At 52.8% G+C, this 14,898-nt stretch carries 14 protein-coding genes; 5 read left to right on the top strand and 9 right to left on the bottom strand.

Features of this window, described 5'->3' with window-relative positions:
• Positions 1 to 184 precede the first annotated feature (184 nt).
• Together yhjD and ACH1XZ_RS11175 are read right to left on the bottom strand one after the other, a co-directional pair.
• On the bottom strand, positions 185 to 1,147 hold the full coding sequence (gene yhjD / locus ACH1XZ_RS11180) for an inner membrane protein YhjD (protein ID WP_395595617.1): 963 nt from the start codon (positions 1,145 to 1,147) through the stop codon (positions 185 to 187).
• 143 nt (positions 1,148 to 1,290) lie between these two features.
• Positions 1,291 to 2,190, bottom strand: a complete 900-nt coding sequence (locus ACH1XZ_RS11175; RefSeq protein WP_395595616.1) for a LysR family transcriptional regulator — start codon at positions 2,188 to 2,190, stop codon at positions 1,291 to 1,293.
• Positions 2,191 to 2,309: 119 nt separating this feature from the next.
• Between ACH1XZ_RS11175 and ACH1XZ_RS11170 the strand changes: the two genes are divergently transcribed.
• Both ACH1XZ_RS11170 and ACH1XZ_RS11165 read left to right on the top strand, forming a co-directional pair.
• Positions 2,310 to 3,068 (top strand): SDR family NAD(P)-dependent oxidoreductase, encoded by a 759-nt coding sequence (locus tag ACH1XZ_RS11170; RefSeq protein WP_395595615.1) that lies wholly within the window; start codon positions 2,310 to 2,312, stop codon positions 3,066 to 3,068.
• 345 nt (positions 3,069 to 3,413) lie between these two features.
• Entirely contained in the window at positions 3,414 to 4,040 is a 627-nt protein-coding gene (locus tag ACH1XZ_RS11165; RefSeq protein WP_395595614.1) for a response regulator transcription factor, read from the top strand.
• On the opposite strand, the gene ACH1XZ_RS11160 is transcribed toward ACH1XZ_RS11165, so the two are convergent.
• Both ACH1XZ_RS11160 and ACH1XZ_RS11155 read right to left on the bottom strand, forming a co-directional pair.
• Complete coding sequence (locus ACH1XZ_RS11160; RefSeq protein ID WP_395595613.1) at positions 4,017 to 4,457, bottom strand: lysozyme; 441 nt, start codon at positions 4,455 to 4,457, stop codon at positions 4,017 to 4,019. The genes ACH1XZ_RS11165 and ACH1XZ_RS11160 overlap by 24 nt on opposite strands.
• Positions 4,458 to 4,513: 56 nt before the next feature.
• On the bottom strand, positions 4,514 to 5,056 hold the full coding sequence (locus ACH1XZ_RS11155; protein ID WP_395595612.1) for a GNAT family N-acetyltransferase: 543 nt from the start codon (positions 5,054 to 5,056) through the stop codon (positions 4,514 to 4,516).
• Between the two features lie 135 nt (positions 5,057 to 5,191).
• On the opposite strand from ACH1XZ_RS11155, the gene ACH1XZ_RS11150 reads away from it, so the two are divergent.
• The gene (locus ACH1XZ_RS11150) at positions 5,192 to 6,784 is read left to right on the top strand and encodes an STY4199 family HEPN domain-containing protein (protein ID WP_395595611.1); all 1,593 of its coding nucleotides are present in this window, start codon (positions 5,192 to 5,194) and stop codon (positions 6,782 to 6,784) included.
• Between the two features lie 44 nt (positions 6,785 to 6,828).
• On the opposite strand, the gene ACH1XZ_RS11145 is transcribed toward ACH1XZ_RS11150, so the two are convergent.
• The 4 genes from ACH1XZ_RS11145 to ACH1XZ_RS11130 all read right to left on the bottom strand — a co-directional run bounded on the left by ACH1XZ_RS11145 (position 6,829) and on the right by ACH1XZ_RS11130 (position 10,522).
• Positions 6,829 to 7,716 (bottom strand): bestrophin family protein, encoded by an 888-nt coding sequence (locus ACH1XZ_RS11145; RefSeq protein ID WP_395595610.1) that lies wholly within the window; start codon positions 7,714 to 7,716, stop codon positions 6,829 to 6,831.
• A gap of 3 nt (positions 7,717 to 7,719) precedes the next feature.
• Positions 7,720 to 8,139, bottom strand: a complete 420-nt coding sequence (locus ACH1XZ_RS11140) for a hypothetical protein (RefSeq protein ID WP_395595609.1) — start codon at positions 8,137 to 8,139, stop codon at positions 7,720 to 7,722.
• 55 nt (positions 8,140 to 8,194) lie between these two features.
• Positions 8,195 to 9,082 carry a LysR family transcriptional regulator gene (locus ACH1XZ_RS11135; RefSeq protein ID WP_395595608.1) on the bottom strand — a complete coding sequence of 296 codons (888 nt, stop codon included), beginning with the start codon at positions 9,080 to 9,082 and terminating at the stop codon, positions 8,195 to 8,197.
• 351 nt (positions 9,083 to 9,433) lie between these two features.
• The gene (locus tag ACH1XZ_RS11130; protein ID WP_395595607.1) at positions 9,434 to 10,522 is read right to left on the bottom strand and encodes a YncE family protein; all 1,089 of its coding nucleotides are present in this window, start codon (positions 10,520 to 10,522) and stop codon (positions 9,434 to 9,436) included.
• Positions 10,523 to 10,913: 391 nt separating this feature from the next.
• Here ACH1XZ_RS11130 and fhuE point away from each other — a divergent pair, with 391 nt between their 5' ends.
• A complete protein-coding gene (fhuE, locus tag ACH1XZ_RS11125) occupies positions 10,914 to 13,052 on the top strand; it encodes a ferric-rhodotorulic acid/ferric-coprogen receptor FhuE (protein WP_395595606.1) in 2,139 nt (712 codons plus the stop codon).
• A 26-nt stretch (positions 13,053 to 13,078) separates the two neighbouring features.
• On the opposite strand, the gene ACH1XZ_RS11120 is transcribed toward fhuE, so the two are convergent.
• Complete coding sequence (locus tag ACH1XZ_RS11120; protein WP_395595605.1) at positions 13,079 to 14,023, bottom strand: LysR family transcriptional regulator; 945 nt, start codon at positions 14,021 to 14,023, stop codon at positions 13,079 to 13,081.
• A gap of 118 nt (positions 14,024 to 14,141) precedes the next feature.
• On the opposite strand from ACH1XZ_RS11120, the gene ACH1XZ_RS11115 reads away from it, so the two are divergent.
• Entirely contained in the window at positions 14,142 to 14,882 is a 741-nt protein-coding gene (locus ACH1XZ_RS11115; protein ID WP_395595604.1) for a MipA/OmpV family protein, read from the top strand.
• Positions 14,883 to 14,898: the final 16 nt, after the last annotated feature.

Below are 14,898 nucleotides of genomic sequence, written 5' to 3'. Positions count from 1 at the left end.
TAAAATGGCGCAAAGAGCGGCAAAAAGTGGATAATTTCTATACCAGTAAATTATCAAACATGAAATGCTTCACATTTTTTTTAGATTAGATGATAAAACTGGTTTTTGGTTAAATAAAAGTTACAGGCTGGATTTATATGCTAATTCGTTGGGTTGGGCTGAAATTTTCAGCCCAACATGGCGTTTAGCGGTGGGTTTTTCCTGGCATTCTCGGGTCATCTTTGTACTCCGCCGTGGCAATCCACGCGGCGCAGAACAGCGTAAGGCGGGCGAAGAAGTAGAAGAATGCCATCAGGCCAAGCACCGAGCCAAATGCGGCGCCGGAAGGGGATTTCACCAGCGTCGGCAACGTCCAGGTCATGATGATTTTGATCACCTCAAAACCGATGGCCGCGATAAAGGTGCCGCGAATTAACGCTTTTTTACGCGGGCGATGGCGAGGTAAGCGCCAGAAAATCCAGAAGAACAGCAGGTAGTTGGCGAAAATTGAAATTGCCAGGCCAATCAATCGCCAGGCGGGCTTCAGCCACTCAATGCTGTCGAGATACAGCGCCGAGATAATCAATTGCTGTGCGGAACCTGCCACCGACGTAATCGAGAGAGTGACAATCAGCGCAATCAGCAGGCCAATCAACGATACGAAGTCACGCAGGTACTTAATCCAGATGGCTTCCTGGTCCAGCGGCGTACGCTCCCAGACGTCACGCGACTGGGCGCGAATAGCCTCGCGCAGGTTGCCCATCCAGTTTATCCCGGAGTAGAGCGCGATACACAAACCGACAAGGCCAACGGTGGTACGCTGTTGGACGGCGGTGTTGATGGTGCTTTTGAGCGTGGCGGCGAGCGTGGGGTCGCTGACGTTGGCCAGGATCTTATTGAAGATGTCCTGCAGCAGCGTCGGGTGCGAGGCAAGAATAAACCCGGCGGCGGCGAATGACACCATCAGAATGGGGATCATCGACAAGAATGAAAAATAGGTAATCGCCGCGCCGAACTGATTTCCCAGCCGATCGTTGAAGCGCTCGGCGGCGCGAATCAGGTGGGCGATAATCGGCTGGCGCTGAATCTTCTGCGCCGTGGTGGTGACGCTATCCAGCGCCTTGCTAGCCTTTTGCTGTAGACGTTTATCGTTGTTTTCCGACGTCATCAGGTTAATTTTCCTTTTAATTGCTTTTACTTAAGTATAGAAGGTTCCCCGGAGTCGGTGCGTTGCATCTCGTCCGGAACACCTGATGGCGCTACGCTTATCAGGCCTACAACGGATTACCGCCGTTTTGTAGGCCGGATGGCTCAATCCACATATCCCTGCAACACCCCGGTTAACCACTCCATAAACAGGTGCACCCGTCGCGAAAGATTTCGGCGGTGCGGATAAATCAGCGACACCGGCATCGGTTCTGCTCGGTACTGCGGGAGAATTTCAACCAGCTCGCCGCTATGCAGCGCCTCGCGCACGCCCACCCGTGGCACCTGAATAATCCCCAGCCCTGCCAGACAGGCGGCGTGGTAAGTTTCGGTGCTGTTTACTGTCAGCACTCCGCCGGTTTTGACCCATTGGGTGCCGTTCTCTTTGGCCACTTCAAACCCCTGCGGCCGTACGCCGAGATTGGTGGCGTAGTGGACCAACGCGTGGTTGCTGAGGTCGTCCAGCGACTCCGGGTAGCCAAAGCGCGACAAATAGCCTGGGCTGGCGCAGTTGATGACGGTCAGCTTGCCGAGCGGGCGGGCAATCAACCCAGAATCTTTCAGCGAACCCACGCGCACCACGCAGTCGAAGCCTTCCCGAATAACGTCCACCAGGCGATCGCTGCTGCTGAGTTCGATCTCAATACCGGGATAGTGCTGCAAAAAAGCGGGCAGTTTTGGGATCACGATTTTGCGCGCTACGCTGACCGGCATGTCCACGCGCAGCCGCCCGCTGACGCTGCTGGGGTCGCTCTGAAACATGCTGTCCAGCTCGTCGAGGTTGCTGAGCAGATCCTTCGCCCGCTCGTAATAGACCATACCATCCTGAGTCAGCAGCACCCGCCGGGTGGTGCGATGTAGCAGGCGGCAGCCCAGATGGTTTTCCAGCGCCTGAATTTGTCGCGATACGCTACCTTTAGGAAGGCCCAGGGTATCCGCCGCGCGCGAAAAACTCTCCAGTTCAGCGACGCGGATGAACAGTTGCATTGCGTGAATTTTATCCATCAGAATGCCCTATTGTTGTTCCAGATGAGACAGTGAAGCGTAATCAGGGATATTTATTGTTCTTTTATCACCTAATAAGCTTGTTCTCAACGAACACACCCACTGAAATGAGGTTTCCCATGACTCAACCTATTGCGTTAGTAACCGGCGGTAGCCGCGGACTCGGCAAAAATGCGGTGCTGAAACTTGCCGCGCAGGGAACGGATATTATCTTCACCTACAATAGTCAGCGTGATGCCGCACTGGACGTTGTGGCCGAAATTGAGCAAAAAGGGGCAAAAGCAGTGGCATTGCAGCTGAACGTCAGCGATGTTGCGAGCTTTGTTACTTTCACCCAACAGGTGAAAGAGGCACTGAACCAGGTCTGGGGTCGCGAGACGTTTGATTATTTAGTGAACAATGCCGGAATTGGGCTCTACGCCTCCTTTGCCGAGACGTCAGAGGCGTTATTTGATGAGCTGATGAATATCCACTTCAAGGGGCCATTCTTCCTGACCCAGGGGCTGCTGCCGCTGATGGCTGAAGGGGGGCGTATTCTGAACGTCTCGACCGGGCTGGCGCGTTTTGCCCTGCCGGGTTACGCCGCTTACGCTTCAATGAAAGGGGCGATGGAAGTGCTGACCCGCTATCAGGCCAAAGAGCTGGGCGCGCGCGGTATTTCGGTTAACAGCATTGCGCCAGGGGCGATTGAAACGGATTTCGGCGGCGGGCGCGTTCGTGATAATGACGACCTGAACAAGTATGTCGCTTCGCAGACTGCGCTGGGCCGTGTAGGCCTGCCGGATGACATTGGCGATGCGATTGCCGCACTGCTCAGTGACAACTTGCGCTGGATGACCGCGCAGCGTATTGAGGTCTCGGGCGGTATGTTCCTGTAAGCCACCGGATAACGCCTTTGGTCCGCAAAGGCGTTATTGCACATCGTGCTAAATAATGTCCTATTCAGGACTCGCGCTTCCTATTCTCCCGCGAATAATCTATATTTCGCTCAATTAATATTATCTTATCGACAGCCATATCATCCTTTTCTTAATTAAAATGTGATAACTTATTTGAATGCGTAATCGCATTGAGAGGGTTGTAAACATTCATAATTGTGATGTTTAGATTGCCAGATATCTACGTAAAATGACCCAGGCCAAACGACGGGTTCTTATTTCATGTCGTGGGGATTACTCTTCACGCCATTAGAATCCGTTTTACATTTTTATGGGGAATCCATTATGCAGGTAGTGATGTTTGACAGGCAGTCAATATTTATTCATGGAATGAAAATAAGCCTACAGGAACATATTCCAGGAATTGATATTTCTGCTGTTAGTCAGGCCGATGACCTGTGGCGGCAGCTGTTACAGCACCCAGATGCGATACTGATTCTGGATGGCGGTCTGGATCACGATTTCTGCCAATGGCTATTGCAGGAAAAACATCAGCAGTTCCCGGAGTCAAAAGGTATCATTATTGTGAATGATTATAACCGCACCTGGCTGAATGATATGATGGCCTATAACGTACAGGCTATTATTCCACGAGATGCCAGCGTTGAAATATTTGTGCATACCATCAAAAGCGTGATGCGAGGGCTTATTTGCCTGCCGGGCGACTGGCGTATGGATTATGAGCATGATAAGCAGGGTTTGGATAATCTCAGCCAGCGTCAGCGTGAAATATTATTGCTGTTGGCAAACGGTGAATCGAATAAAGAGATCAGCCGGGCGCTGGATATTAGCGCCGGAACGGTGAAGGCGCACCTGGAGTCGTTGTACCGCCGGCTTGGCGTTAAAAACCGCACGCAGGCGGCCATGCTGCTGAATAATCGGAAAGCTTCAGGCAATATCTGCCTGGAATAGTTCGGCTTCAGCCTGGCGCTCTGCCGCCAGGCTGCTCCGCCGTTTTCCTTCCCGTTGCCAGCCAGCAACGGCGTGAGCGAACTGACCTTGATTAATGCTATGCAAGATAGGGGATTGTTGTAACGCCTCGGGCCCAAGACTGAACGCCAGCGACAGCAGGGCATCAAACTGGCGTTGGCTGACTGGCACCTGTAAACATTGATGGAGCAGATGCTGGTATTCTGCGACATCTTGCTGAAAGAGCATTTCGGCTTGGTAGAGGGTTATTGCGGTCTCGAAGCGCTCATGGCCGCGTATCAGATGCCCGTAGCCTATCACCCACAGACCCTCTTCATCCTGGTATTGTTCCAGCGACAACCCTTGATAACGCTTAATAAACTCTAAGCCTGACAGGCTCGGTGTAGCGGTATTTAACATTTTTGCCCCTCATTTAACAGGATGAGGAGTGTAAAAGAGTCGTTCTGACGCCGCTATTAGCCAGATGCCTGAGAATGATTATATTCATGACTCAATAGGCCGAAAAGCCAGTCATTTTGCCACTCTCCTGCCAGGAAGTAGCTTTCTCTTAGCTCGCCTTCAAGCACAAATCCCATTTTTTCAAGCGTACGCCGTGAGGCGATATTGCCCGCGGTGACCGTTGCCGTCAGGCGGCGTATACCGCCGTGTTGAAAGGCGTAGTCACATACCGCGCGAAGCGACTCGCTGCCATAACCTTTCCCCTGTGCCTCGGGGGCAAATAAAAAACCCACTTCCGCACTGTCGCTGTCACGGTGGATATAGCCGGTCACGCCCAGCGGCGTTTGCTGGCTATCGCGCACTACCAGGCATAGCCAGTGCTCCGCGCCGGGTGACCAGGGGGCAAGGCGGGTGTCAAAAGCGGCCCTGATATCCTCTTCGTGTCGGTTATCAGCCACATAGCGCATGACCTGTGGATTCTGCTGTAGCGATAAGAAAAAAGACCAGTCGCCTTCGACGATTGGTGTACAGGCTAAACGTTCTGTGGTGAGCGCGATCATAATTTCACATTCTGGAGGGTGGGCCGGGACTGTTAATTTGCCTGAATTGATCTATGGTGTAACGACAAAAATAACAAATAAGTAACCTATTAATCCTAAGGCGAAAAACCTTGCTGTTGATTAAGGAATGGGAAGATGTCGACGTTATCGCGACAGGTTGGCCAGCAGTATGAGCATTGCCTGAGCGTGATACGTCAGGCTTCGTTAGAAATCCTCACGCTGCTAAAGCTGCGCGTGACGGAAGGTAAAGATCCTCGTTGGTTTCTGGAGCAGCTTGATCAAGCGCGACTTAACCTCGGCGGCTGGGGCGCCGTGGCCAAGCGGCTTAATATCAACGACAGCCAGTTGAGTGAATTTATGCTCCAGCTGAGGCATCTCCAGCAGGGGATCCCCTCCTATGAGCATGGCATCACGGCAACGGAAAATCAGCTGATTGCCGCCGAGCGGTTTGTGGTGACGCTGGAGCAAATCAAGCAGCAGCAACCGTTGCTGATGTTTAATACCGGCTATGCTGGCGATGCCGAGCAGTTGCAGGAACAGGCCGAACGGCAGATTCGCACCATTCAACTCATGCTGCGCGGGCTGGTGATGCAGGTCTGGCCGGATATTCCCCATCTCCACCAGTATCTGAGCGTTCAGTTTGGTTCGCACGATGTGATGCGCTGGCGTTCGCGTAGCCCGACGGAAAACGTCCTTGATGGCATGACGTTTAGCGAGCTGGCGCTGTTGATTGTGGATAAAAAGGCGTTCACCCGTTACTACTCTTCGCTATTTAACCATTCTGCCTCGCTGACTTTTCTCGCTGAGCAGCGTCTGACTCTGCATACCTTCCTCGAGGATGTGCGCCGGATGCGCAATACGATGCTGGCACACCATCCGTTGACGGAAATAGAGTGCCAGCTGTTAGATCTCTATACCGAGCAAATCACCACCCCGGTCCAACACGCCTACGAGCAGGGGCGCACGCGGGTTAACCCTGCCAGCCTGATGGCGGCGGACGGCAGTGAAGTTCAGCGCTACTGGACGCTTGCGCGGGACTATGCCCATGCCTGGGGCGTTGATGGAAAACCGATTGCCGACAGCATTGAGCGTCTTTCGCATAAAGCACGTGAACGCGCTGACACCCGCGAGCGGATTGCCGCAGCGGTACTGTGGGGAGCGGTTGCGGTATCGGTGTTAGGGATGGCGCTTGGCGGTATCAGTCTGCTGACATCATCGCCAGAGCCGCGGCCCTACGTTGAACCTCCGCAGCCGGTTGTCGTTACCGAAGCCGAAAGCCCTTCGCCGGCATCGCCTCGTGAGATGTTGGCTCGTCGTGGGATCCTGTGGGATCGCAATGCGCTGCGCTCAGCCATTGACCGTAATGATACTGAAGTGACCACGCTGTTTTTACGCGCCGGTATGACCTGGCAGCTGGCGTGGACGGATGCCGCGATGGCGGCCCAGCATGAGGACGTGTTGAATCTGTTGCTGCGCTACCATTTGCAGATGGATGAGCCGAAGCCCTGTCGGCGGTTTATCAACACGCTGACGCACGAGCTTTCGCAGGGTGCGCAGCTTACCGCGATTCGTAAATCTTACCTTCAGTCTTTCTGTACCACGCCTGCGGTGGTGGCGCGTCAGCGTCTGGCTGTGGATAACGCCCAGCGGCGCAGTAAAGCGACGGGGGATGCCGATAGCAAAAAATGGTTGGCGATTCAGAAGTCGGTCTACGATGTCATCCGCTGAAGACAGATGCTGTGTCGTTCTCTCCCCGTCAGGAGAGAGAACAGTCAAATCAGCCGGAAGTTCGCGTCAGGCGTCAGTTTTGCCGGTACCAGGCTGTCTTTCACCATTTCCCTCAGGTCTATCTCAATGGCGTTGCAAATGGCATTGAGCGGCAGGTCGTTATCCTCGGTACCGAAGGGGTCCTCGAGCTCGGTGGCGATAGCGTCTAGCGCCAGCAGCGCATAGGTGGTGAAAATAGAAAACAGCAGCGTCATAAAGCCAAAATCATGAATCAGCAGTAGCGGATAGACGGCGCAAAAAATACCGACCGTCCGGTGAAGCAGCAACGAATAGGCATAGGGAATGGGCGTATTGCTGATACGCTCGCAGCCCCCCTGAATGGTGCTCATCTGGTTCAAATAATCATTGAAATTACGGTACACAAACTCGTTCGGCCGATGCTGATAAAGCCACTGCCCGATATTTTGCAGCAGGGCGTTGCAGGGCGTCGTGAGGTGCTGGTAGTCCAGCGCGCGTGAAACCGGGACTGGCCCATGACGCAGCTTGGCTTTTAACGTTGCGCAGTAGGTGACAATCAGATCCAGTATCACCATTTTCTCTTCCGGGCTGGCCTTGGTGGTGTTGATCACTTCCCGCATGAGCGACCGGCTTGCGATGAGCAGGTCCCCCCACAGTTTGCGCGCCTCCCAGTAGCGCAGCCACGCCGTGTTGTTGCGAAACCCGATAAAGACCGAGATTGAAATCGACACGCCGATAAAATAAAACGAGCTCTCTTTGGCAATGATACCGTGCAGATGTATAAGCGGCAGCAAATACAAATACGCAATATTTAGCATGATAAAGAAACAGAGCTGGGGGGAAATTTTTCTCATGATCGACCCGCGCCATGAGAATAACTTACGCAACCAGGTTTGCTGCGGCCTGACTATCATGGTTTACGCCTTCTCTGGAGACAACGCTAAGATTGAGTCGTAAACCATCTGCAGGCGATCCAGGTAATGGGCAAACACGCGGGTTTTGTCATTAAGGGGAATATGGCGGTCCAGATTACCCTGCATGTCGATGCAGGCGGACGGTAGCTCAATACGACCAAGCTCGGCGGATTCCACTGCGAAGTGGATCTCTATTTCACCAAAAATACGTGAACGAATAATATTGATGTAGACCCCATCGAATACGCACACGCAGAGACGGCCTTTTTCACTTGGTTGAATATAGTGATGGTACAAACGACCCGTTGTGGTGATTTGGGTGATCAGTTCCATGGAATAGAGATTCCAGTATTTATCCATTTTATTTTTCTGATTGAAAATCAGAAGCGATTTTTCTTCCGCAGAAATAGCGCGAGTGGTCATCTTATTTACTTATCGATATTGGTGGTTTAGGGATATGTAATGCGGCGACGCGACATTACATGGCATTAGGGATAACGTCGTACTGGGTCACAAAATTGATATAGTCACGAAGTACCGCAGGGTTATGCGTTTTGCTTTGATAAATCATCCAGAGATCTATTTTCTGTACTTCCCATGGCGGTAGTAACGCCGTGAGCTGGCCACTTTGCAGATAGGGTTTAACGATATATTCGGGCAGAATCGCGACGCCGGTTCCCTGTAGCGTTTGCTGCAGGATATAGGTCAGATTGTCGCTGGTATGGCGCAGCGGCATCGTCAATTCATAGGACTCATCGCGCTGGAAGAGCGTAATACTTTTCCAGGTGCGATGGGTTATCAACTCGCAGGTCTTCAGCGCGTCGGGGTGCTGGATATCATGCTGTGACTGGTACCCTGGCGTGCAGACGACAAAACGGTTAAACGTCCCAAGAAAGCGACCAATGCAGGTATCATCTGAGGGTTTACCGATGCGGTAGGCTACATCAAACTCACTGCCTACCGAGCCATAAAAGGAGTCGGCGGTTAACAGCTCAAGCTCAATATCCGAATGCGTCTGCAAAAACTGATGGTGTACCGCGGGAAGAATACTCGCCATAAAACCCGGTGGGGCGATGATTTTCAGCTTTCCACCAGTCTTACTGTGCAGCGCCTGTACCGTTTTGTCTCCGCGAACGCTGGCGTCCACTATCTCATGGCAGTAGGCGAGGTAGCGCTCTCCGTCCGCCGTCAGCGATATTTTGCGCGTCGTACGATTCAGTAATCTGAGGTTAAGATACTCCTCAAGCGCGCTAATTCTCTGGCTGATACGAGATTTTGTCATACCCAGTTCAGCGGCGGTTTTTGTAAATGAACCGTTTTCAACCAGTAGCGCAAAAAGCGCCATATCCTGAACGTGCTTGAGCATAACTTAACCTTAATATATGACAGCGCGAAATTATACGGAGGGGTAATTGCCCTGTATATACCGGATTGTTTAATTTCGCGGGGCGAATTGTTTAATTAACCGCACTTACAAAATAACATACTTCCGATATGAAGAACGTGGCAATAAGCGTAAATAATAAAGTAGTTGTTGAATGCCTCTTACTGGTTATAAATATAATCAATGATGATTATATTTGCTGGTTATTATCTTCGCCGTGATAGCCAGGTTAAAAATAAATACATGTTTCTAAAGCGTAAATAAGGTAGGGCGGATAAGCGAAGCACCATCCGGCGCGATGTTGCACCGTGCCGGATGTGCCACTCTGACAGGTTAGTTCAGCGTAATACGCGCGACGCTATCCGGCCCTTTGGTGGAGTTATCTTTGTTGAAGTCCTGCTTCAGCGTCACGTATAACGTGTTGCCATCATCAGACAGCAGCAGGCTGTTCGGGCGCGTGCTGAAGTCCCAGCTCTGCTTCACAGCGTAGCTGGTGGCATCAAGACGCAGGACTTTTTTCGACTCGCGCTGGCTGATGAAGATCTCATTGCGCTTCGCGTCAAACTTAATGCCCAGCGCATCGCCGTCAATGCGTTTAATCACTTTGCCGGTGTGTTCATCAAAGACCAGCGTGGTCTTGGCCTTAGAGTCATCGGTGACAAACAGACGGCCGGTTTTTGGGTCTTCCGCCATGTTCAGCAGCAGATATTCTTTGCCGTCGCCCGGCGTCCAGCGCTGCTCAATTTTGTAGCTTTGTGGGTTGATGACCAGCACTTCGCCGCCGCCGTTGGTCGCATAGATGCGTTTGGTCACCGGTGAGTAGATGATGCCGGTAACCCATTTTCCTGCGTTATCAATACGCGCCTTCACGGTCATGGTTTTAGCATCGACCACCGAGATATAGCCCGGCTCGGCGACGCGGCCGATAAACAGCAGACCCTCGTGGAACAGCACTTCACGTGCGCCCGCTGGGTCACCGTCCTTGTCTTTGCCGTCGAGCATCAAACGCTGCAACACCTTGCCGCTTTTCGCGTCCACTTTTGATACCCCGCCGTCCAGCGAGTTGGTGACGTAGAACGTTTTGCCGTCGCTATCCACCGCCATGCCAAAGTTTTTCAGATCGGTATGGGTGATACCGGTGACGGCAAGCGAAGTCGGGTCCACGCGATAAATCACGCCGCCGTTCACATCTTTAAAGCTTTGTGCGCTGGCGACAAACAGTGATTTCTCGCCGGAGAACAGGGCCATTTCATACAGACCATCGCCCAGCGCGTTTTGCGTGACGCCAGCAGCGGTCTTCAGCGCCGCGGCGCTCTCGGCAGGCTGCGCATTTTCGGCAAGGGCAGGCAGCGAGTGGAGGGTAAAAGCGGCGACGAGTGCGGCGCAGAGCGCCGTTTTGCGCGGGCTGAATAACGATACCATTCGAAACTCCATCATTGGATAAGCGGTTCCCGGCAGAGGCGGTGCGGTGACGGGATATTTTAATAAGAATGAGAATCATAATTATTTATCACAAATGCGCAAATTCGCCGATCCCATTTTTCGGTGGTAGCGCGCCCACACCCCGGCAAATTTAGTGCAGGTGATGTGGAAAATGAGAACAACGCTTTGATAATAAATATGTATACATTTGCTTACATTTAACTGACAAAACAAACTGCGTCATTTAAAGCGAGTGATTATCATTGGCGTTCTCATTTGTGGTCATTATCGCTTTTTTATGCAGCTCAAAAGCTTATGGAAAAGCGCGTCATATCCTGGCGCTGCGAGCGGAACGGCCAACTCACAACAACAAGATCTGATGGGACCCAATATGTTTTTTAACGGCAGGGAAATCAGCGGGAAACCGCTCACCGTTTCGCTTCTTGCGCTAGCGATCCACGGCTTCGTTCACCAGGCTCAGGCCGCAGAAACCAGTCAGGAGATGGTGGTCTACGGTAGCGGAGAAAGTACGACCGATGCGCAACAAGACTACGCGGTAAAAACCACGCACGCGGGCACCAAGATGAATCTGGCGCCGCGCGATATTCCGCAGTCCGTCAGCGTCGTCACTCGCCAGCGTATGCAGGACCAGGACCTGCAAACGGTAGATGAGGTTCTGACCAACGCGACCGGCGTCTCATCGCAGCAGATTGACTCTGAGCGCAGCTATTACTACTCGCGCGGTTTTGAAATCACCAATTTCTCCTACGACGACATTCCTACCTCGCTGGGCGATGCCTGGAACTATGGCGATGCGGCGGAAGATACCGCTATCTATGACCGTATTGAGGTGGTGCGCGGCGCTAACGGGCTGATGACCGGCGCGGGCGACCCGGGCGCGACGGTGAACATGGTGCGCAAGCGGGCGGACAGCAAGGTGGCAACCGGTAATATCAGCGCCAGCTACGGCAGCTGGAATAAGCAGCGCTATGTCGCCGACCTCTCTACGCCGCTGAACGCTGACGGCAGCCTGCGTGGCCGCATCGTCACCGGCTATCAGGATCAGGACAGCTGGCTCGACCGATATCATAAAACCAAGAAATTCTTCTACGGCGTGGTGGATGCGGATCTTACCGACAGTACCACCGTGTCGCTGGGGTGGGACTACCAGAAATCGAACACCGGCAATCCTACCTGGGGCGGGCTGCCGAGTCTTTACAGTAACGGCTCGCGCACGCACTACGACCGCAGCACCAACACGGCGGCAGACTGGACGCGCTATCAGGTTGAGTCTCGCAAGGTGTTTGTCGACCTGACTCACGAATGGGATAACGGCTGGTCATATCGCTTCAACGGTACCCACGGCGAGCAGACCTTCAACGACACGCTGCTGTACGTGATGGGCAACCCCGATGCCGATACCGGCGATGGTGCCACCGGGTGGGGCAGTAAAGATAAAGGCAAGCGTACCGTCGACTCCTTCGATACCTACGCCAACGGGCCATTCAAGCTATTGGGACGTCAGCATCAGTTGATGGCCGGCGCGAGCTACAGCCGTCAGCACAATGCCACCTTCAGCCAGGATGGGCCGATGGATGCCAGCCAGATTGGCATCTTTGATAACAACTGGAACGGCAGCGTGGCGCAGCCGGAGTGGGGCGACTGGTATCAAAATGCTGACGACATTGTGCGGCAGAAATCCGCCTATACGGCGGCTCGTCTGTCGATTGCCGACCCGCTATCGCTGATTATCGGCGCGCGCTATACCCAGTACAGCACTGACGGCAGCAGCGGTGATATGCGTAAATACAACATCACGCCGTACGGCGGGCTGGTCTATGATCTGACCGAAAGTCTGTCGGCTTATGCCAGCTATACTTCGATTTTCGCGCCGCAGACCAAACGTTCCGCCGATGGGTCATGGCTGTCGCCGGTGACCGGCAAGAACTATGAAACGGGTCTCAAGGCTGACTGGGCGGACGGGCGTTTAACCACCAACTTCGCGGTGTTCCGTATTGAGCAGGATAACGCGCCAGAAGCGGTGAGTGGTGAGTTCGTCAACGGCTCCAGTGAACAAGCGTATCGTTCGACCAGCGGCGCGGTGAGCAAAGGGGCGGAATTTGAGGTTAACGGTGCAGTCACTGACAACCTGCAACTGACCTTCAGCGCCACGCGCTACGTTGCCACCGATAGCGATGGTCGCTACAACAGCTTTGCGCCGCAGACGCAGCTCAAACTGTTCACCCGCTACCGCGTGCCGGTGATGCCTGAGCTGACCGTCGGCGGCGGTGCGACCTGGCAAAACCGGGTCTATCAAGACGTGACCGGGCCGGACGGCGAAACTCAGCGCCTCTACCAGAGCAGCTACCCGCTGGTGAGCCTGTTCGCGCAGTATCAGGTCACCAAACAGCTGGCGGTACAGGCAAACGTCAACAACCTGTTTGACCGTGAATACTACTCGTATCTGGATGATTCCGCGGTCTACGGCGAGCCGCGTAACGTCTCGGTCAGCATGACCTACGCTTTCTAAAATCACGCCCCGGCTTCGTGCCGGGGTTAATCTTCTCGCGGCTGCGCCACCTGGCGGCGAAGCTCCTCCAGAACTTCATCAAGAATAAACTGCACTCGCCATGGCTGATATTCACGTTTGCGGTAGATAGCCACGAGATCGAGCCACCATTCGTACTGTTCGGCGAAACAAGGCGCGAGCACCCCGGATTGAACATCGGCCAGTACGCTACTTTTAGGCGCAAAAACAATCCCAAGCCCGTTGCGCGCCAGTTCCAGCGCCGACTGCGTGTTATCGCAGATATAGTTGCCGGTGACGCGAAAGTCGCGAATCTCCTGACTTCCGGCGAGGCTAAAACGCCAGATATTGGCGTCATTGATCAGCATCGAATCCATCAGAATGCAGGAGTGTTTGTCGAGATCGTCCGGCGAGTTGATAGGGTGCTCGGCAAGATACTCGGTGCTGGCATAGGCGCTGACCGCATATTTTGCGATAAAACTCGCCACTAAGGATTCATTTTTTGGCTGAACGCAGGAAATTAAAATATCGCAGTTGTCGGGAAATTCGGAACCTTCATAAAATGATTTTCGTTCCAGATTAAATGTTTTCAGATATAAGCTGATGTTGCCAATATCTTTTATGGTATTTACCACGTTACGTGCCAGATAGGCATTAATCATTGTCGGCGAGTAAATCGTGACGCGGCCATTTTTTTCATGCTTATAGTCAGCCACGAAATTATTAAGCTGGTTCTCTTTTTCCAGCAGGTCGTTAACGTAGGGAAGCAGCGACTCACCAAAGCGGGTTAGCGTGAGCTTACGCGAGCTGCGCTCAAAGATTTTAAGCCCGACTTTTGCTTCAACGTCAGAGAGGTAGCGGCTAACGTTGGCCTGCGCCATGCCTAGCACGGTGGCGGCATGGCTGATATTTTCGCTAGCGGCCACCACCGATATTATTTTTAATTCCTGAGGCTTAATCTGAAGTTTCTTCATTGCCCGGCTCTATATATAAATTGATATAGATCTATATAAATATTGAGATTGCAACAATCTTAATACGAATATTATCATATTTGACATCAGGATATTATATTAGGTTGGAATATCGGGAATGTCAATTAAGCGTAATGCTACGCTGCTTTTAATCCTATCTTTTATTTCAGGGGCATCATCGGCAGCACTATCGGTTGGGGTGGGGGCGGTATTTAATGAATCTATTTATCGCGGATATAATGAAAATACTCACGCGGTGCCTATCATTAATTATGAAGGCGATTCATTTTATATTCGTCAAACCACGTTAGGTTACGCCTTATTTAAAAATCAGCGTGATGAAGTCAGCCTGACGGCCTCCTGGCTGCCGCTGACCTTCGACCCGTCGGATAACGACGATAGCGCTATGAAGCAGTTGGATAAACGCAACAGCACGGCAATGGCGGGTGCCGCGTGGTATCACCATGAAAAGTGGGGCAGCCTGAAGGTTTCAGCGGCGGCGGATATTCTGGATAACAGCAACGGCTGGGTCGGTGAGCTCTCTTATTTCCGCGTACTGCCCATGGGCAGGCTGGCGATTATCCCTGCGCTGGGGATTTATTACTATGACGATAGCTTCAACCGCTATTACTACGGCGTATCGGGGGCGGAATCTCGCCGCAGTGGATTAGCGCAGTGGTCGCCGGGCAGTAGCTGGATGCCGTACGTTGGGGTGACGATGAAGTACCCGCTGACCAACAACCTGATGCTGACGGCCAACGCAAGCTATAGCGTGCTGCCGGATGAGATTAAAAATAGTCCGATGGTCGATCGTGATGGGAGTTTTACCGTGCTGACTGGGGTGAGTTGGCGGTTTTAGTGCTCGGTGCAGTCCC

This window comes from Kluyvera chengduensis (genome assembly GCF_044197065.1).
Lineage (GTDB): Bacteria > Pseudomonadota > Gammaproteobacteria > Enterobacterales > Enterobacteriaceae > Kluyvera > Kluyvera ascorbata_C.
This window is presented reverse-complemented; position numbering and strand designations above follow the sequence as displayed.